Raw genomic sequence first — 19,289 nt, forward strand, 5'->3', positions numbered from 1 at the left:
GATACAAAAAGATTGAACAGGAGGGGTACACATGAGCAATCAAACCATTCAGTGGTTTTCCACTTCCAAAGCTAATGCTTGGCAATCCCAAGCTCATCATTTGACCCAAACCCAAGAGAGTGCCAACCTAACCTTTACAGGAGAAACATATCAGCTTGTAGAAGGCTTTGGCGGCTGTTTTAATGAATTGGGTTATGTGGCCCTGAATCATTTGGACAGCGAAGAGCGGGATCAGGTGCTTCATGCTCTCTTTCACCCGGAGGGCGAGCACAAATTCACGATATGCCGACTTCCTATTGGAGCGAGTGACTACGCGCTGGAATGGTACAGCCATAATGAAACGGACGGCGACATAGAGATGAAGCACTTTTCCATTGAGCGCGATCAGCAATATCTCATTCCTTTTATTCGGGAAGCGTTACAACTCAATCCAGACTTGAAGCTGTTCGCCTCACCCTGGAGTCCGCCGACATGGATGAAATCACCGAAAGCCTACAATTACGGAACGTTGCGCTGGGAAAAGGATATCTTGAAAGCGTATGCATTGTACTTTGTCAAATTTGTTCAGGCATACCGCGAGGCAGGCATTACGATTCATCAGGTTCATGTTCAAAATGAAGTCATTGCTGATCAGAAATTCCCTTCCTGCGTATGGACCGGAGAACAACTACGTGAATTTATTCGCGACTATTTGGGGCCTGCTTTTGAAGAACACGGACTGGATACGGAAATTTGGCTGGGTACTATTAACGCTCCCGATCCGTGGGAGGAATTAATGAAGAAAACTTCAACTGGCTTCGATGAGTATGCCCATACCGTATTGAGTGACCCCGAGGCCTATAAATATATTAAAGGTGTAGGTTATCAGTGGGCAGGTAAAAATGCCATTCAGCGTACCGTAGCCAGCTATCCTGAGCTTCGTTATATGCAGACCGAAAATGAATGCGGAAACGGAGAAAACTCATGGGACTACGCCAAATATGTATATAACCTGTACCAACACTACTTCACCAATGGCGTGAATGCATATATTTACTGGAATATGGTTTTGGAACCACGAGGCAAGAGCACATGGGGCTGGGAGCAAAATTCGATGATCACCGTTGATCCAGCAGATCGAAAACCTATGCTGAACCCGGAATATTACGTTATGAAGCACTTTTCTCATTTTGTATTGCCAGGGGCCAGACGCATTGGAATTCAAGGTTCATGGGCTGGAAATGCGGTTGCTTTTCAAAATACAGACGGACAAAGGGCTTTGGTCATCGCCAACCCGTTCAAGGAATCTCGCGTGCTGAACCTGTCTGTCGGAGAAATAACACACCGTTTGGGGCTGGAGCCGGAGTCCTTTAACACCATCGTTATTCCTTCTTAAACGTCGTAGATTTCTGGAAGCTTCCAGCCTGGCGCACATCATCAGATTGTGATTTCAGTCTATTCGTATCCCATCGTATGCATAGTTTCCAAAATGGATGTATCTCCTTTTGCGTACTGTAGTTATGCATAGTATACTTGGAATAACTACGGACAGGAGGTCGATGAACATCACAACTGTAAAAGACCGGATTGATTTGAAGCTGATTAATTGTGATAAAGAATTGACTCTCGCGGTCATCGGTGGCAAATGGAAGCTGATTATTTTGTGGCATCTTGGTATGGAAGGCACCAAGCGGTTCGGTGAATTGAAGAAGCTGATCCCCCACATTACGCAAAAAATGCTGACCAACCAATTGCGCGAGCTGGAAGAAGATCAACTCATTCTGCGTAAAGTCTATCCTGTCGTCCCTCCACATGTGGAATATTCACTGACGGAGCATGGCGAAAGCCTGATCCCGGTACTGCGAGCGATGTACGATTGGGGATCTAACTATCGCGAGAACGTGATCTGGAAAGAGGAAAAAGAAGAAGCCATTCAGGATGTAACACCCGTGTGATTCAGCTAAACAAGCATTTTGCAATGCAGATATATATTTCTCGTAAAAACGACCCTGGGGTGACTTGGGGTTGTTTTTTTGTAATATAAAGACCATCGTCAAGATAATAAAAGAGACGGATACAAGTATCCGTTTCCATTGCCATTAAAATCCGTTTTCCGCTACATATTCTTGTTTTACGCTTGTATTCATGATTTACATTACATCCGCTGTGACGTATGATTCTTTCATCCCTATTACAGTGAATCCAAGAAGGAGGCCGTTCCAGTATGAGCCTGACGCTTGCCCAGCCCTCAACGCTGCAAACGACGCAATTATGCATTGGTTCCATAGCAATTATCCAATACGACCATCGTCAATTTCCTGATCCTGAACAGTATCAACACCATTGCTGCGGCTTGCTTACTATGTCGTGTAACGGCGCTCAAGGCCTGGCGGAATATAAGCTGCCTGAAATTAAAGGCACTTTTGACCTCGTCCGCTGGGCTTCCGTATTTACTTTGCTCAAAGGTCTCTCCTTGACCGAGGCTGAACAATATATTAAGCACCGCGCTGATCACTGGGGACCTGTTAAAACAGAGCTGGCACTATCTGCCCTATCCGATCTGACTGCCCATGCGAATTCGTACATTCTCTCCCCAACAGCGACCATCCTCCCCCCTCGGATTAGTCGTTCATATCTTATCGAGCATGGACTGGTCTACTATTCATTCTAGATATCGTCCACCACTCCCATTAAGCAATCCACTCTCCAGTTTACGTAAAAAAGCCTGAGACTGCTTACCACAGGCTCAGGCTGCACAACTTCTATTAACCATGTTGGATTATGCTTGTAGCTTCCCCGCGCGAATGTCGTCTGTCATTCCAGCGTAAGGCGCTTGGGAGATTAATTGTTCGTTGTTCACACCTGCATTTTCGATGAATGTAATATCCGCAAACTCAGGAACCACATACTTCGGATAGGTTTCATACTTTTCACGCGATTCTTCCATCAGCGGAATAAAATCGTTTTGGTAGCGTACTGTGATTTCCGGATGCTCATGAACCCATTTAGGGAAGAAAATAATGCCATGCATCCGTTTTTCCTCAGGCATAAAGTTCAGGGAAACGTCTGTCCCTGTCGGTTCGGTCCACGATACTTTATACACATTCTCTACCAGCTTCACCAGATTGACCTTCTGATCACGTACCCAGCGTCCGCCTACCATACCACTATGAATGCGATAATCAATCGTATCCTCATTTTTAATATATATTTCGTACTCCCAACCATTCTCATAGGTGTAAATCATGTGACTGCCGATAAACTTGTCCATCTTGCATCCTTCTTTCCTTATTATGAGTTTATGAATTGAACAAGACACCAAAATAATAAACAATCATTCAAACATGTAAATATCAACATGTTTTATGATACATATAAATTGTAGCGCTGTGATATACTGTTGTCAAATACCCATTGCGAGGAGAACAACGTTGAAACGCACATTAAAATATGCCATTTTGGGCCTGGTTCACAAAGAGGAAATGAGCGGCTACGATATTACGAGCCAATTCAAGCAGGAAATCGGGCAATTTTGGAGTGCCAAGCATAGTCAGATTTATCCCGAGCTCAAAAGGCTGACCGAAGAGGGACTCATTGAATATCGCACCTCCATTACAGGAGCCAAGCTGGAAAAGAAGTTGTACTGTATAACCCCCAAAGGAACCCAAGAGCTAACCGAATGGCTGCTAAGCCCCAAAGAGTTACCGGAAACAGAAAAGGATGAGTTTATGCTCATGCTGTATTTCTCAGCAGCCATCCCCAAGGAAGAAAGCAAGCGCTTGTTCGAGGATCAGATTGCCAAACGTGAAGAAAAGCTGGAATATCTGTACGAAAGTAAAAAATCTCTTCAACGGCTGGACGAAAACCTTCAAGTGCCCGGCTCTAGTCAATTCGGTCATTATTTGGTGCTGAGCCGTGCCATTAATCGGGAAGAAAGCTATATTACATGGCTGAAAGAGACACTATCTCTATTTAAATAGACTTAAAAAACCTTCAATGCCACCTAGATTCGTGGTATTGAAGGTTTGTCCATAACAGGTGCAAACAAAATTCCTCAGTCTGCCGTCGTAATCGAAGAGCCATAATCTTCAATATGGATATCTGTGCTAAACCTTACGGGAATGGTGCTGAAAGTGGTATCCCAATCCTTTTTGACCTTACGCCAAACTTTAGGATGTTGAATTCTCAAGGCTTCTCCGAAACCTCCGACATCAACCTTCAGCTTTTGCATCTTAGCTACGGTTTGTTCAGCTAATGAATTCACTTTCTCCTGAAAAAGACTCTCTTCTTGTCCAAGCACATTGTTGTTACGCAAATTTTCATTCTTTATATGCACCTCCGAGACACGTCCCTCTGAGGTCATTTTTACCTGAAAGAAAATGTCATCCCCCTTAACGATGGCCTTGATCTTGCTTTTCACCGCTTTGATCTCATATGCTATATTTTTTCCAGTCTTCGGATCGCTGCTTTTCAGCACGCCTCCCTTCAGATCGCCTTTGATCCACATAAGCCCCTCAACCTCTGACTCATTCAGATAACCACCGTATGTTTGTGTCTTTCCCTTGATGATTCCCGCACCTGCGAGCTTGATTTCATTCTCCGCCGTAATGACATTAGGTAATATAAAGCTTCTTTCGCCCTTCATGGGCCCGATCACTTTAACCAAAGCCATGGGTTTTATCAACCGTGCGTTCCGTTTTCGGTTTTGGAAAATATCCTTTAGAATATAGGCAGGAATCTGACCAGGGATCTTCTCCTGGAGTGTATTCCCCGCCTTTTCTGTACTAATCAGCAGCAGTACACTCGGCCGAATGTCATTATCCCCCAAGAAAAAGTCCAGCAGCTCATACAACGGAATCTTGCGAAGCAGACTGGAGCTGATAATAACGGTTTTCAAATGTTGCCCAATGGGAGGGCGATTGGTCCGTAAAGAAATTTCTCTTATCATTTCGAAAACAGAATCTCCTGTTTCCGTAATATTAAAAAATTTTTTGGCTTGTGGAGAGGAGGTGTTGGAGCCGCCGCTTTCCTCTGGAATGACAAATTGAAAGGTTCCTGTAATTAACTCCTTTTTTGGATAATCTCCCCCTTCCTGATTAATTTCCTTTTCTTGCGAGGATTCTTCCGCTATATCCAAAGCAATACCTGTCTCCAGATTTAGATCCTCCACTGGGGAACTGCTCCAGCAACCTGAAAGTGTACAGCACATCAGGAGAGCCATCAATCCGAGTAATCCTGACTGGACTCTCTTCATGACCCCACCCCTCTCCAGCGAGAAATAAGCAGCAGGGGCAGTGGAAGTAGCGCGAATAAAGCGAACGCTACATTTCCGATAACCGTTCCAAAAGAAAATAGCTCATTCAAGTTTTTCGGAATTTGGGACAAGAGGTAGATAAACGGAAGCAAAATGAACAACATCTTGGAATAAGAGTTATTCAAAATTTGAGATACTCCGAGCGAAGCACAATAAAAAGCAATACTGAATGTGGCAAAAATCTGCATGATCCAAATGGTCAGCAATAAGGACTCGAACCGTTCCAACAACAGATACTCCACTTCAAAGCTGCGGGCCAAATCTAAAAATGGCCAGGTTCTGCTCAACACCCCTTCCATTGAAAAGGCGCCAATGCACAGGATCAACGTAGCTGTATAAAAAACGACCGCGATCCCAATCGCCAGTCCGATTGCCTTGGTTGCTTTCTCAGGTTTTTCCATCCGACAAAGAATAATCAGCAAGGACTCTGTCCCCGTTAATGTCAGGATTGTAGTCTTGAGCGTTCTAAGCACTGGCATTCCCCCCTCCGACAAGACAGGACGCAAGTTATTCAATTCAAAAATATTTAAACTCAGCAAGCAGATCAGCAAAAAGATAGCCGCCGAAACCGGAAATATCAGTTGACATATCTTTCCTAATGAACCCACTCCCCCCATGCATAGGTACAGAGAGAGCCACATAAAAGGTGCTGAAATCGCCCACGCCGGAGTGCCTTCAAGCAGAAAGAACGACGTTACTTCCTCCACAGATCGGATTTCAAATGCGGCTATACAAACAAAATAAATAACAATCAGCATGCCAATCCCTTTGCCAATGAATTTGCCTGTTATTTGCTGAACATACTGGTAAAAGGTACTTTCTGGAAACCGTGAGCTTAGTTTGACTATAACCCATCCGAACAGAAAAGTGCCCACCCCTGCTAAAATGACAGATATCCACGCATCCGGTGTTTTTGCAGCTTCAGTTGCTACTCTTGGAAGGGTAAGCAACCCGGCAGCCAGCATAAAGCAAACCACAATTGCCGTTGTCTGTAACGTTGTAATCTTATCCGCTTTTTTCCCACGGGCCATCTTGCTCCCTCCTGTGTTGAACTCATCCTTGTCGCTTAGGGTCTTTATGCTTCAAAAGAATGGGTCTGTTTTTCATAAATTGCAACGGTGCTCGTACGAAGTAATCTTTCCAGTCTTTGAACGAACGGGGGGTCGTTAGACTAAGAAACGGAACACCAAAGCTGTGTAATTTAACCATATGAATACTCAGCATCAGAAAAAACATGATCACGCCATACAAGCCAAAGATGGACGCCGTGAACATGGCACCGAAACGAAGAACACGCATGGATATGCCAGCGCTGTATACAGGGGCGGAAAAGGAAGAAATCGCTGTGACTGCCACCACAATGACGAGGATCGGGCTTACAATCCCGGCGTCAACAGCCGCCTGTCCAATAATCAAACCGCCGACGATACCCATCGCTGGACCGATGGGTTTGGGGAGCCGAAGTCCTGCCTCGCGTAAAATTTCAATGGAAATCTCCATAATCAGGGCCTCAATCAACGTCGAAAACGGCACTCCCTGTCTAGCACTGATAATGGAAATGACCAGCTTGGTTGGAATCAGTCCGGGATGAAACGAGATAAAGGAGATATAAAGCGCTGGAGCAAATAACGATATGAAAGTAGCCATAAACCGAAGAAATCGAATCAGCGACCCCGGTAGCCATCGCTCATAATAATCTTCGGGAGACTGGAGCATCATCCCATACGTTACAGGCATAAGAAGCGCAAAAGGTGTACCGTCCAGCAGAATCGCGACACGTCCCTCCAGCAATGCAGCCATGACCCGATCCGGTCTCTCCGTATTTTGAATTTGCAGAAATGGGCTAAGAAAATTATCTTCAATAAGCTGCTCTACATAGCCCGACTCCAGTACCTCATCCATATCAATGGTTTGGACCCGCCGCTTCACCTCATCTACAAGCTCCGGGTCGGCAATGTCTCTGAAATACACTACCATGAGCTGTTTTTCCACTCTTTTGCCGACTTTGAAGGATGACATGGCCAGTTCTGTACTTTCTCCATGCCTGCGCAGCATCGCTGTATTGTCGCTGAGTGTCTCTGTAAAACCAATTCTCGGTCCGCGCAGCACCGATTCCGATATGGGATCCTCCACTCCTCGTGTATTTCCCTTGGGTGTACCCAGCACAAAAGCACCCGGTATGCCCTGAATCACGAGTATGACTGAACCAAACAGCACCTTTTGCAAGGAGAACTGCACCTCTAACGTATACTCCGTCTCCGATACCAGCATGACCTGGTGAACAATCATATCCCGAAGCTCTTTTCCTCGCGGAAGCTCTCCCTTCTCTTGCCCGGAGCTGCCCCAATCCATCAGCGGTTTTAATATATTCTGATCCATGCCAACCTTGTCCGTTAATCCATCCACAAAAAAAAGTGTGCTTACAGCGTTCAGATTTTCCAGAAAAATCGAGCGTTCGTTTACGTCTGCCATATCTGCAACTGCTTGTCTGATTTTTGCTATGTTGGCTTCATAATCTTCGGTAAAGGTCCCCTTTTCCTTCTCTGCCTCACTGACAGATGGATTATGATCTGCCTGCTCCGAACGATCTTCTTCTTCCATAAGCTTTAATCGTTCCATACGTCTGCTCTCTCGACCATCCAGCGCTTTAAGTTGTCGTACTGTCAGAAAAATAATCAAAGGTATGATGAACAAAAAGAAGGCTTCCACCCATATATTCCATTTGGGCGCATGAGTTCCAATGACCTGCCACACGCTGTCTCCTCCTTCACTTCCATAGGATTTGTATATAGATTTACCTGGATTAGAAAAAAGATGCATGAAAGATGAGGCAGATGGAACAAATTTCTTTGCTCATAAAAGGAATAAAAAGGTGAATTTGATAGATGAGCTGTATTGCAAAAATGGAAATCCATGATAATATCTATTCATTCTATGACTAATGTCACAAATTTGTTGAATTCGTGGTCCATTATTCGAATCTAAAGGAGTTGTAGGTATGAAGAATCATTTTTGGAAGAAAGCCGCCGTATTGAGTCTGTTGGCGGTCATTTTGTTAGGAGGAACAGCGATTAGCCCCAAACAGGCACACGCAGGTTATGAGCCTTATATGGGGGAAATTACGATGTACCCATACACGTTCGCTCCTAAGGGCTGGCTAAAATGCGAAGGCCAGCTGTTGCCCATTGCTCAGTATTCAGCATTATACAGTCTGCTGGGCACTAATTTTGGCGGTGATGGAGTGCGTACATTTGCATTGCCTGACTTGCGTGGAGCTTCCCCGTTGCCGAATGTAAACTACTACATCGCAATCGAAGGGGATTACCCGTCCCGCCCATAATATGAACACGCTCAAGTGGTGTGCTATTTAATAAAGAAGAGGTGATAGCGTGCTCGAAGGAAATAACTTCACACGCAACAAGTTAAAACCCTACCGTGTGCTGATTCCACTGCTGCCATTTATCAGCGGTGCGGCTTTGCTCATAGGGACGAATGAAACCAATGCTGCCGGCTGGGAAAATGTAGTGTTTAACAAACCAACAACATCAAGTGGCTACACCCAGCCCTATGATCCCTCCAAGGCTGTGGATGGGTCAATCGAACCGACAAGCCGCTGGTATCAAGCCAGCAACGGTGAAAAATGGATCGAGGTAGATCTGAGAGACTGGTATATCGTAGATCGATACGTTGTTACAGGTATGGGTGTCCATTATGGATGGAACGATGAACGTGATCCATACAGTTTCCGATTGCAGACGAGTAGCAACGGATTTAATTGGGCGACTGTGGATACTGTGCAGAATAATGTGAGCTCTAATTTTCAAAAGAGCATTACTCCTGTAACTACACGATACCTTCGATTATATATTGATCAAGGAAATGCAAGAAACAATCAATGGGCCTCCATCATGGAATTCGCAGCTTATGGGGAACGACTCCCCATTCCACAAGCTCCGGGTCATTTTACAGGTACTAAAAATGGAAATACCGTGGAGTTAAGCTGGGATGCCGTTCCTTATGCAGCCTCATACAAAGTCATGCGAGATAGCGTAACGCTCTATACAGGCAGCTTAACCCAATTCATAGACACTTCAGCATTGCCGCCAGGTGAAGCAGTTTACACGGTTCAGGCCGTGAATGCTAAAGGGGAGAGCACTCCTTCAGAGGTCAAAGTGACCATACTTACCGATGCCGAGAGAGTTGCACAGGCAAAAGCCGCCCTTACTTTAGGCTTCTCTCCTGGAGATACAGTGGATTCGGTATCCCAAAAGCTGACACTGCCACTCACTGGGTTAAATGATACGACGGTGAGCTGGAGTTCGGATACTCCTGACGTCATTACGAACGAAGGCGCTGTAATACGTCCGCGATACGATTTGGGTGACCAAAAAGTAAAACTGACAGCAACGATTGCGAAAGGAACCGCCTCGGATACCCAAACTTTCGAAGTTACCGTTTCAAAGATGACTGCTCAAGATACATTAAATCAAGCAGCAGATGCCCTATCGCTTGGTGATTTGTCTGCGGTACAAGAAAATGTATCACTCCCTCTCTCCGGTTATGGTGGAGTGCAGATCGAATGGTCCTCGTCCAAACCTCTTGTCATTGCAGCAGATGGAACACTCACCAGACCTCCTTATAGTAGTGGAGATACGGACGTTACCCTAACGGCTACCCTGCAACTTGCAGGCTTAACGAAAACAAAGGACTTTACTGCACACGTACTCCGTCTGCCGATGAGCGACACTGAAGCCGTGGACGCAGCATACAGAGCACTGGAACTACCGCTAACGACAGTAACCGGAGACGTATATTTGGCAAAGGATGCGCTGAATGGCGTTCAGGTGTCATGGTCGTCGAGTCAACCTGAGTTCCTGGATCATACTGGACATGTAACCTTCCCAACCTATGTACAGGGCGATCAGACCATCACGCTGGAGGCGGTTGTGTCAAGAGGTGGGGTTGAGCTTCGAAAAACCTTCAGTCTGCTCGTACCTGCATTGCCCGTAAGCGCTGATGAAGCAGTGAATTTGGCGGCAAATACACTGAATCTGGATTACCCGCAAGGGATTAAGGATTCCATCGCCCTGCCTCGTACAGGGGCATTTGATACCCAGATCGACTGGTCCTCGGATCAACCGGATATCCTCAGTGATAGTGGTCAGGTAAATCGGCCTAAATATACAGACGGTGATATGAATGTACAGTTAATTGCTATGATTTCTAAAGGCATAGCTTCTGTCCAAAGAACATTCACGATCACCGTGCTGAAAGCATTGCCGAATACACCTTATGTACGACTGAACGGCAATAATCCAATTGTTTTGGAAACCGGCGACAGCTTCACGGATCCGGGAGCCAGTGTATTGGACAGTGTATACGGCAATATCCTGGTCCCCGATCTTTCAGGGATCGGCAATGTCGATACGAATGTACCTGGTGTATACGTATTGAACTATGCTTATAGCGACAATGGAAGTTGGACCGCAGAACCGGCAGAACGCCGTATAAACGTGTTGCCCCGTGCTGTTGCAGCCGCAGCAGGCGACGAGGATATTGCCTCTGTGATTGTCACAGGCGCTTTACCGAGCGCACGGCTTGAGCTGTATAATGCCCAGCAGGAGCTTATAGCGGAAGGAATCGCTTCGAGTGAGGGAAAATATACATTTACACCTGTACCCGAAGGAGCCAGCTTCTATGTGCTGCAGAACGTAAATGGCATGAAGAGCGCTCCCTCAGGGCTAGTGTATCCGCAAGGATTAACCGCGCAGCGTGTCGCGGATTCCATCACAAGCATACCTGCCCCTACAACAAGTGATACACTGCTTAGGTTGCCTGCCGTACCTAATGGCTTCCGTGTGACCATCAGCAGCAGCAGTCAGCCAGACATTGTGCGTACAGACGGAACTATTGTTCAAGCAGACACCCCTTCCGTTGTCACTGTCATGCTGAATGTCATGAAGGTAAGTGATGGTTCTCATGCTTTGACGCAGGCCATAGAAGTCATCGTCCCTGCCAAAGTAAGTGTGGACACAGGCAAGTCTAATAAAGATAAAAATGAGGATCAGGATCTATCTGCTGGCATACAACAGATAGGATTTTTAGAGCAAGGGAAAACAGTCTCCCTCTTTGTTCCTCCTGCGGCATTCCTGGATGAACAGATCCAACAAGCACTTCGTGAAGGCAAGGCATACGCTGACATTCGTTTGGAGCAGGAAAAGCAAATGAGTCGTGTTCTCCTCACTCATTCTGTACTAAATAAATGGGATCAGCTCGGAGCTTCAGTGATATCCCAATATGGGACGCTGATGGTATCCAGTGACACACTAACCAGCATGGCCGCCTCAGGTCAGCAGGACGTCACCATGTCATTCCAGCAGGCAGATCAGCAATTTCGCGATTGGGCCGAGCAGCAACCCAACCTGAAGCTGATAGGACCGGCTGTAGAAATTAAAGCTAACGTGACAGGGAATTCGTCCATCGTTCTGCCGCTGGATAGCGTATCCTCAAGTGAATTGCAAAATGTTGAACCTCAATTCTCCATTCTTGTGATGTATGAAAATGGTGAACGTGAGATTCTAAAAGGTACTGCTGTGGTGAATTCACAAGGGATTTTGTCGGGTGTGAGTCTGAATACGTCTCGATTAGGTACCTTTGCCGCTGCCGTCTCTACGAACGCGTCTCAGGTTGATCAGACCCGTGTACAAAATGACCCCATCCATTCGTCAGATTCGCAAGAACCAGCTCAGGTATGGCCGGACCTACAAGGTCACTGGGCAGCGAAGTCCCTACAATCTCTTGCAGCCAAAGGCTGGATGCAGGGCTATAAAGACGGCAACATGCGCCCTGAGCGTGCGGTGAGCCGTGCAGAATTTGTAGCCACATTGATCAGGGCTTTAGGAACTACTGGAGACGAGAGCCTGTCTACCTCATTTACAGATATGAAGGGGCACTGGGCTGGATCGGCCGTGGATGCCGCTTACCGTCAGGGATGGATTCAAGGGCTAACTGCTCAGACGTTCGGACCTAATGAGGGCCTTACCCGTGAACAGGCGATGGTGATCCTGTCACACGCGATACAGAATCAGACATCCGTTTCCAGCCCTACTGGACTGCAATCCTATAAGGATGATCAGCAGATTGCTTCCTGGGCTTCCACAGCATTCGAGAAAGCTATAGGCTCGGGTTGGATTAGCGGGTATCCTGATGGAACGCTCAAACCGAAAGCCGCCATTAGCAGAGGCGAGATGGCTGAACTGCTGGTACGAACTTTCAAATAAATCTGCCGAAGACATATAATCTAAATAGACTACACACTAAAGCGCGGCCCCAGGCATTTGGGAACCGCGCTTTTGTTATCAATATTTTATTAAGCTTTGCTTGTGTATTCACCCTTTTCACTTCAAATAAATATATTATGAATATCTGTAAAACGGGGCGATTAACCATCTGTCACCTCTACAGTAGGCAGAATGAGGAGGAGATACTTGAGCATGAAACATAAAAGACCGTTCAAGTTCAGTGGTGCTTCAAAAAAAGATGAGGACTGCAAACCATCAAGAGATATTAGAAGTATCGAAACGCTTCTCAAACTTATTAATGAATTGACCTCGATCATCCCACTTGTATTCGCAAACCCTTCTACGGCTAATGTATCTTTATTGCAACAGATTTTAAGACAATTGCTGTCTCTGGCGAAAAGTTTAAGACTTAGAGGCGGGGCTAGGGCAGATTTACTGGCGGCGTTGGAGCTTGCTATAGTAGCGTTAGAAGCCACGCCTTTCTCTCCGATCAGCGTAGGTACTACATTACAGCAACTGTTGGATGCCCTATTGTCCATCGTTCTACAGGAATCCCTCAGTCCAACTCTTAAAGACAGTTTAATCCGTGCAATCAGAACTGCGGGAACGACGGTTAGCAACGCACTAAGTGAACCGTATTTGTCAGGGGAGCCTGGCCCACAAGGGCCTCCGGGACCTGTGGGGCCTGGTGGTGCGCCTGGTCCAGCAGGTGTGCCGGGCCCTCCAGGACCTGTAGGTGCCGCTGGGCCTGTCGGAGCTGAGGGACCTGCTGGACCTGCTGGGCCTCCGGGAGCTGCTGGACCTGTAGGTGCCGCTGGACCTGCCGGGCCTGCCGGGCCTGTCGGAGCCGCTGGGCCTATCGGGGCCGCCGGACCTGAAGGGCCTGCTGGACCTCCCGGAGGTGTAACAGGCGCTACGGGACCTACCGGCGCTGATGGGCTGCCGGGCGCGGTGGGCGCGGTCGGGCCTGCTGGAGCCACGGGACCGACTGGCGCCGATGGCCTGCCGGGCGCGGTGGGTGCGGCCGGTCCTGCTGGACCCACTGGACCGACCGGGGCCGATGGGCTGCCGGGCGCGGTGGGCGCGGTCGGGCCTGCTGGAGTCACGGGACCGACTGGCGCCGATGGCCTGCCGGGCGCGGTGGGCGCGGTCGGTCCTGCTGGAGCTACGGGACCGACTGGCGCCGATGGGCTGCCGGGCGCAGTTGGCGCGGTCGGACCCGCTGGACCCACTGGACCGACCGGGGCCGATGGCCTGCCGGGCACGGTGGGCACGGCCGGACTCGCCGGAGCCACAGGGGTTACAGGCGTTACTGGAGCCACCGGTTCGGGCGCAATCATCCCATTTGCTTCGGGTGGACCAGCAATTTTGACAACCATTGCCGGCGGACTGGTTGGAACCACAAGTTTAATCGGCTTTGGAAGCTCAGCAACAGGTATTAGTCTCGTAGGCGGTATCATTGATCTCACAGGTACGCTTGTAGGACCAGTCATTAACTTTGCTTTCTCTATTCCACGGGGTGGTGTAATCACATCCATTGCCGGATATTTCAGTACAACTGCTGCTCTAACCCTCTTGGGATCATCCGTTAGCATTACTGCCCAGTTGTTTAGTTCCCCAACACCTAATAACACCTTTATAGCCATTCCCGGAGCTACCGTTACATTGACCCCCCCGCTAACTGACATCGTCGCTTTAGGAACGACTTCTAGTGGTATTGCTACTGGGTTGGCAATACCCGTAACCGCACAAACCCGTCTGCTTATGGTTTTCTCTGCCACAGCTACAGGAATTTCTCTCGTTAATACCGTGGTGGGCTACGCAAGTGCAGGCGTTACCATTACCTAATCCAAAACGAAAAGGGCCCACAGGATTATTCCTGTCGAGCCCTTTTTATTTCCATTCCCTCAAATGAATTAAAGCGTTTCGAGTGATATTTTCACTTCTTCTCCCTCTTCACAGACGGCGAACGTTTTAATTTGCCCGTGATCGGGCTCTTGAACGGTACCCGTCCGCAAATCAATTTTCCAGTCATACAAAGGATCATAAATATAATGTCCCGATACTATCGCCTCTGTAAGAGGACCTCCTTTGGGATGAGGGTTGATATTTTCAACAGCATAGAGCTCATTCTCCGAAGTGCGGAAAACAGCAATTTCAGTCCCTTTGATGTGGATGGTACGTCCTATTCTAGTCGGAAAATCCTTACTGTCACCGACGACAAGCCATTCGGCATTCTTGATCATTTGCTTGATTGCTCCCTTCCTCAGGCATTTTAGATACAATTACACAATAGATGGAGTGACAACTTCAAATAGATTTTTACGTGTATCCTCATCATTGATGATCTTTTTCCACGGGTCTTCGACCTGTTGTAGTGCAAATTCAATACGTTCTACTAAAGCTTGTCGATTAGCGGTATCGTGAACGACAACCTTCTGAATCTCTTCCAAACCGATCCGTTCCACCCACTCCGAAGTACGTTCCAGATATTGCCCTGTTTCCCGATAGAACTGCATCACGGCTCCTACAATATCAATCAGTTCAGCGTCCGTTTTTACTTTACAGAGTGAATCAGCCAACCGTGCTTTAATACCGCCGTTTCCACCGATAAAGATCTCCCAGCCCCCGTCATTGCCTACGATTCCGATATCTTTTGTACATGATTCCGCACAGTTGCGTGGACAGCCATTAACTGCTAATTTGAATTTTGCTGGGAAATCCAGTCGTTCAAATTTCCGTTCCAGCACTTCTCCCATTCCCATCGAATCCTGTGTACCAAAACGGCAAAATTGCGATCCAACACAGGTTTTAACCGTACGAAGTGATTTCGCGTAGGCATATCCTGAAGGCATATCGAGTTCTTCCCACACTTTAGGCAGATCTTCTTTACGGACACCAATCAAATCCAGCCGCTGTCCCCCAGTTACTTTAACGACTTTAACGTTGTATTTAAGAGAAACATCAGCTATTTTCTTCAGATCCTCTGGAGTCGTTACACCGCCGTACATTCTTGGCACCACTGTATACGTTCCGTCTTTTTGAATGTTCGCATGCAATCGCTCATTTACAAAGCGGGAATCTCCCTCATTTTCATAGGTATCTGGGTTAATCATCCCTAAATAATAATTCAGCGCCGGACGGCATTTGGAGCATCCTTCATCATTATGCCAACCCAGTACATTCATCACTTCACGCGTAGTTGTCAGCCCTTTGGTTTTGATCGCTTCCACAATTTCATCCCGGCTCAATGTTGTACAACCACATATTCCTTGCTTGGCTGACGTCTTGAAGCCGTCTCCAAGAACATATTGCAAAATTTGCTCAACAACTGGCTTACATCCACCACAGGAACGCGTAGCTCCGGTACATGCCTTAATTTCATCGACTGTGGTTAGTCCATTTTCATTAATTGCATCCACAATTGCCTTTTTAGTTACACCGTTACAGCCACACACAATTTCGTCATCGGCCATCGTTTCAGCGGATGATGTTTTCGCCCCGTGATTGCTGCATCCAGTACCCATCAGCTGTCCATATATCTCATCTGTCATTGGCGTTTGCTGACGCACATACTTTTGAAGACTAGCAGATTCGCTCACATCGCCGAACAGTACAGTCCCCACAATTTTATTATCACGAAGCAGCACTTTTTTGTATGTGCGCTTCCACTCATCCTTTGCTACAATCACCGTATGTTCAGGCTGGGTTATGAATTCGCCAGCTGAGAAAACATCCACCCCTGAAATTTTGAGCTTGGTTGAAACTACCGATCCTGCATAACCTTCGGTATCCGCGCCTGCCAAATGTTTGGCAATTACACTTCCCTGTTCAAACAGCGGAGCTACCAGACCGTAGCAGACCCCACGGTGTTCAACACATTCCCCTACGGCATATACATCCGGCAAGGATGTTTTCATCAAATCATCGACCACAATCCCACGGTTCGTTTCCATACCACTTTCCACAGCTACCTGGATATTAGGCTTGATTCCGACGGCCATTACCACCAAATCCGCTTCCAGCTCACTTCCATCCGAGAAGCGCAGTCCTTGTACCCGATCTTGACCGTACACCTCCGCAGTTTGCATTTGCATAGCAAACTTGATTCCCTGGCGTTCCAGTTCTGCTTTCAACATCGCAGACGCTTCCCGGTCCAGCTGACGTTCCATCAAATCTTCCATTAAGTGAACGACCGTAACATCCATTCCTAGGTTGACCAAGCCTTTAGCTGCCTCCAGCCCCAATAGACCTCCGCCAATGACAGCAGCCTTTTTATAGGTCTTTGCCGCTTCCAGCATGGCCGAGCAATCGGCGATATCCCGGAAACCAATAACTCCCGGTAGTTCTTTACCCGGAATAGGCAGAATAAACGATTGTGAGCCGGTAGCTACCAAAGCCACGTCGTAGTCAATTTCCAGTCCGTCTTCGGTGCGAATCTTCTTGTGCTTACCGTCGATGCTTTTAACCATTTTTCCTGTATATAAAGTAATTCCTTGATCCGCATACCATTGCAAATCGTTCAGTATAATATCATCTATTGTTTTACTACCTTCCAACACATAAGAGAGCATGATCCTGTTATAGTTCGGATGCGGCTCACTTCCCAGGACTGTAATTTCATATTTATCTGTTAATTTTAAAATTTGTTCGACCGTATTGATACCAGCCATCCCGTTCCCTATAACCACAAGCTTCTTTTTACTGTTTATCATATACCGGTTCCTCCATTCATTCGACGATACTCCCTATCCGACGACATCTCCAACGTTCCTATGAAATTCTGTTTATGCTTCTATTTTAATACAGCAGATAGGTCTATATGTGATTTCAATCACAATGTAGTTAAAATTATGAATATTCAGGGATTTCCCTATTCTATTTCAAGGGATTAAGGTAAGGACCGGAAATCATAGCAGCGTCATCGAATGAATCTTTCCAATTCATGCGTAAATACAACCGTTATAAGGAATACTTTATGAACAACTTGTATCTTAAGGGAGAATGAATTGAATTGCTTGGAGGTAATCATCATGTGGTCTAAAATCATTTCTTATTTTCCTAGCTGGAGTACACTCTTTCAAGCCGGTCTCGCGTTGATTATTCCTTTAGGAATTTATTATATTAACACCTCGATTTATTCGTTTGTCGGCAGTAAAGGAGCCAAATCCAAACATAACGAAGGTCCCATGGATCAGCAGCATGAACCGAGCTCTAAAATTACAGGAAATTATGATTCCGACTTACAGGCAATTCGTGAAGCTATAGGCGAAAATAGTGATGTGCATTTTCGTGAGTTTATGGTGAAGAAATTTCATGCTCGGTCCATGTTAGTCTTCATAGATGGTATGCAGGATGAAAAGCTTATGAGCGAGCAGGTATTAGAGGTCTTGATGTTTGGGGGCCAGCAGGGTCAGGATCAACAGGAACAACCGGAAGGGTTAAGTAACTCTTTTATAAAAGAAAGCCTGATGCCACTTACGCAAATTAGTGAAGTTACCCGTATGGAGGAACTGTACGAGTTCATCCTTTTAGGTCATACCGCCCTATTAATTGAAGGAATGAAGGAAGCGCTACTGGTGGGCCCTCCTAATGGCGCTATTCGCTCCGTCAATGAACCAACCTCTGAAGCATTGCTTCGGGGTCCCAGAATCGGTTTTACGGAAGTATTGAGTGAAAACACTTCGATGCTTCGACGCCAGGGTTTAAATAAAAGTCTGGAAATGAAGAAATTTCAAGTGGGCAGCAGAATCAAAAAAGATCTGGTTATCGCGTATATAAAGGATATTGTGAATCCGGACCTTCTTGAAGAAGTAAGCCGCAGAATATCAAAAATAGACATGGATTTTTTACCTGAATCCGGGTATGTGGAACAACTCATCGAAGACAATTATTTAAGTCCGTTCCAACAGGCTCATAATACAGAGCGTCCTGACCGTGTCATTAATGCTTTGTTGGAGGGAAGAATAGCGATCTTACTGGATGGTACTCCCTTTGCACTTATTGTCCCGGTGACCTTCAGTATGCTGCTTCAATCTCCCGAGGACTATTATGAGCGATGGATTCCGGGGACACTATTACGTCTGCTACGGTTTAGCGGGGCTTTTATAGCGCTTATGGGGCCTGCTCTGTACATTTCTTTTATATCGTTTCATCCCGGTTTAATTCCGACCAAGCTGGTCATTAGCATTATCGGAACCCGTCAAGGCGTCCCTTTCCCATCCGTTATAGAAGTTATGATTTTGGAAATCTCTATCGAAATTCTGCGAGAGGCCGGCATTCGCCTGCCCAAACCCATTGGCCCTGCGATGGGCATTGTGGGAGGCTTGGTTATCGGCGACGCTGCTGTAAATGCGGGCATCGTTAGCCCATTCCTAGTGATTGTGGTTGCGGTTACTGCCATTTCATCGTTTTCGATACCGACATACAGTGCGGGCATTACCTTACGCCTTTTGCGTTTTGTCGGAATGTTCTTTGCAGCAATGCTGGGCATGTTTGGAACCATATTGTTCTTTCTGTTAATTTGTATCCATCTGACGAAGTTGAAAAGCTTTGGTGTACCATATGTAACTCCCTTTTCCCCTATGCGTCCAAGTGACTGGAAGGATCTGTACATCCGAGCCCCTATTTCTCTGATGAAACGAAGACCTGTCATGATGAAAACACAACAACGCAAGCGTAGATCATGATGCCAA

At 46.7% G+C, this 19,289-nt stretch carries 14 protein-coding genes; 8 read left to right on the forward strand and 6 right to left on the reverse strand.

Going from position 1 to position 19,289, the window contains the following annotated elements; genetic code table 11:
* Nucleotides 1-31: 31 nt before the first annotated feature.
* The 3 genes from MMB75_RS22320 (at nucleotide 32) to MMB75_RS22330 (ending at nucleotide 2,650) form a co-directional block, all read left to right on the forward strand.
* Complete coding sequence (locus MMB75_RS22320) at nucleotides 32-1,375, forward strand: glycoside hydrolase family 30 protein (RefSeq protein WP_017425752.1); 1,344 nt, start codon at nucleotides 32-34, stop codon at nucleotides 1,373-1,375.
* Between the two features lie 163 nt (nucleotides 1,376-1,538).
* On the forward strand, nucleotides 1,539-1,934 hold the full coding sequence (locus MMB75_RS22325; RefSeq protein ID WP_016819416.1) for a winged helix-turn-helix transcriptional regulator: 396 nt from the start codon (nucleotides 1,539-1,541) through the stop codon (nucleotides 1,932-1,934).
* A gap of 269 nt (nucleotides 1,935-2,203) precedes the next feature.
* Nucleotides 2,204-2,650 (forward strand): hypothetical protein, encoded by a 447-nt coding sequence (locus MMB75_RS22330; protein ID WP_242210495.1) that lies wholly within the window; start codon nucleotides 2,204-2,206, stop codon nucleotides 2,648-2,650.
* 108 nt (nucleotides 2,651-2,758) lie between these two features.
* Here MMB75_RS22330 and MMB75_RS22335 read toward each other — a convergent pair whose 3' ends face one another.
* The gene (locus tag MMB75_RS22335) at nucleotides 2,759-3,250 is read right to left on the reverse strand and encodes a phenolic acid decarboxylase (protein ID WP_016819418.1); all 492 of its coding nucleotides are present in this window, start codon (nucleotides 3,248-3,250) and stop codon (nucleotides 2,759-2,761) included.
* Between the two features lie 160 nt (nucleotides 3,251-3,410).
* On the opposite strand from MMB75_RS22335, the gene MMB75_RS22340 reads away from it, so the two are divergent.
* On the forward strand, nucleotides 3,411-3,959 hold the full coding sequence (locus MMB75_RS22340) for a PadR family transcriptional regulator (protein ID WP_013369310.1): 549 nt from the start codon (nucleotides 3,411-3,413) through the stop codon (nucleotides 3,957-3,959).
* A 74-nt stretch (nucleotides 3,960-4,033) separates the two neighbouring features.
* Here the strand turns inward: MMB75_RS22340 and MMB75_RS22345 are convergent, their stop codons facing one another.
* From MMB75_RS22345 to MMB75_RS22355, 3 genes are read right to left on the reverse strand one after another with little or no spacing between them, the layout of a single operon-like run.
* On the reverse strand, nucleotides 4,034-5,233 hold the full coding sequence (locus tag MMB75_RS22345) for a Ger(x)C family spore germination protein (RefSeq protein ID WP_277510888.1): 1,200 nt from the start codon (nucleotides 5,231-5,233) through the stop codon (nucleotides 4,034-4,036).
* Nucleotides 5,230-6,324, reverse strand: a complete 1,095-nt coding sequence (locus tag MMB75_RS22350) for a GerAB/ArcD/ProY family transporter (RefSeq protein ID WP_090891249.1) — start codon at nucleotides 6,322-6,324, stop codon at nucleotides 5,230-5,232. The genes MMB75_RS22345 and MMB75_RS22350 overlap by 4 nt, the downstream gene beginning before the upstream one ends.
* A gap of 22 nt (nucleotides 6,325-6,346) precedes the next feature.
* Nucleotides 6,347-8,047, reverse strand: a complete 1,701-nt coding sequence (locus MMB75_RS22355; RefSeq protein ID WP_153794565.1) for a spore germination protein — start codon at nucleotides 8,045-8,047, stop codon at nucleotides 6,347-6,349.
* Between the two features lie 244 nt (nucleotides 8,048-8,291).
* Between MMB75_RS22355 and MMB75_RS22360 the strand changes: the two genes are divergently transcribed.
* The 3 genes from MMB75_RS22360 to MMB75_RS22370 all read left to right on the forward strand — a co-directional run bounded on the left by MMB75_RS22360 (nucleotide 8,292) and on the right by MMB75_RS22370 (nucleotide 14,442).
* A complete protein-coding gene (locus tag MMB75_RS22360) occupies nucleotides 8,292-8,633 on the forward strand; it encodes a phage tail protein (RefSeq protein ID WP_016819423.1) in 342 nt (113 codons plus the stop codon).
* Between the two features lie 49 nt (nucleotides 8,634-8,682).
* Entirely contained in the window at nucleotides 8,683-12,573 is a 3,891-nt protein-coding gene (locus MMB75_RS22365; protein WP_277510895.1) for an immunoglobulin-like domain-containing protein, read from the forward strand.
* Between the two features lie 213 nt (nucleotides 12,574-12,786).
* Nucleotides 12,787-14,442 carry an exosporium glycoprotein BclB-related protein gene (locus MMB75_RS22370; RefSeq protein WP_277510898.1) on the forward strand — a complete coding sequence of 552 codons (1,656 nt, stop codon included), beginning with the start codon at nucleotides 12,787-12,789 and terminating at the stop codon, nucleotides 14,440-14,442.
* A gap of 68 nt (nucleotides 14,443-14,510) precedes the next feature.
* On the opposite strand, the gene nirD is transcribed toward MMB75_RS22370, so the two are convergent.
* Both nirD and nirB read right to left on the reverse strand, forming a co-directional pair.
* Complete coding sequence (gene nirD / locus MMB75_RS22375) at nucleotides 14,511-14,840, reverse strand: nitrite reductase small subunit NirD (protein WP_045245163.1); 330 nt, start codon at nucleotides 14,838-14,840, stop codon at nucleotides 14,511-14,513.
* A 39-nt stretch (nucleotides 14,841-14,879) separates the two neighbouring features.
* Nucleotides 14,880-17,309, reverse strand: a complete 2,430-nt coding sequence (gene nirB, locus MMB75_RS22380) for a nitrite reductase large subunit NirB (RefSeq protein ID WP_045245164.1) — start codon at nucleotides 17,307-17,309, stop codon at nucleotides 14,880-14,882.
* A gap of 318 nt (nucleotides 17,310-17,627) precedes the next feature.
* Here nirB and MMB75_RS22385 point away from each other — a divergent pair, with 318 nt between their 5' ends.
* A complete protein-coding gene (locus MMB75_RS22385) occupies nucleotides 17,628-19,283 on the forward strand; it encodes a spore germination protein (protein ID WP_045245165.1) in 1,656 nt (551 codons plus the stop codon).
* The last annotated feature ends 6 nt before the right edge of the window (nucleotides 19,284-19,289 follow it).

The sequence above is a fragment of the Paenibacillus sp. P2(2022) genome (assembly GCF_029522175.1).
Classification (GTDB): domain Bacteria; phylum Bacillota; class Bacilli; order Paenibacillales; family Paenibacillaceae; genus Paenibacillus; species Paenibacillus polymyxa.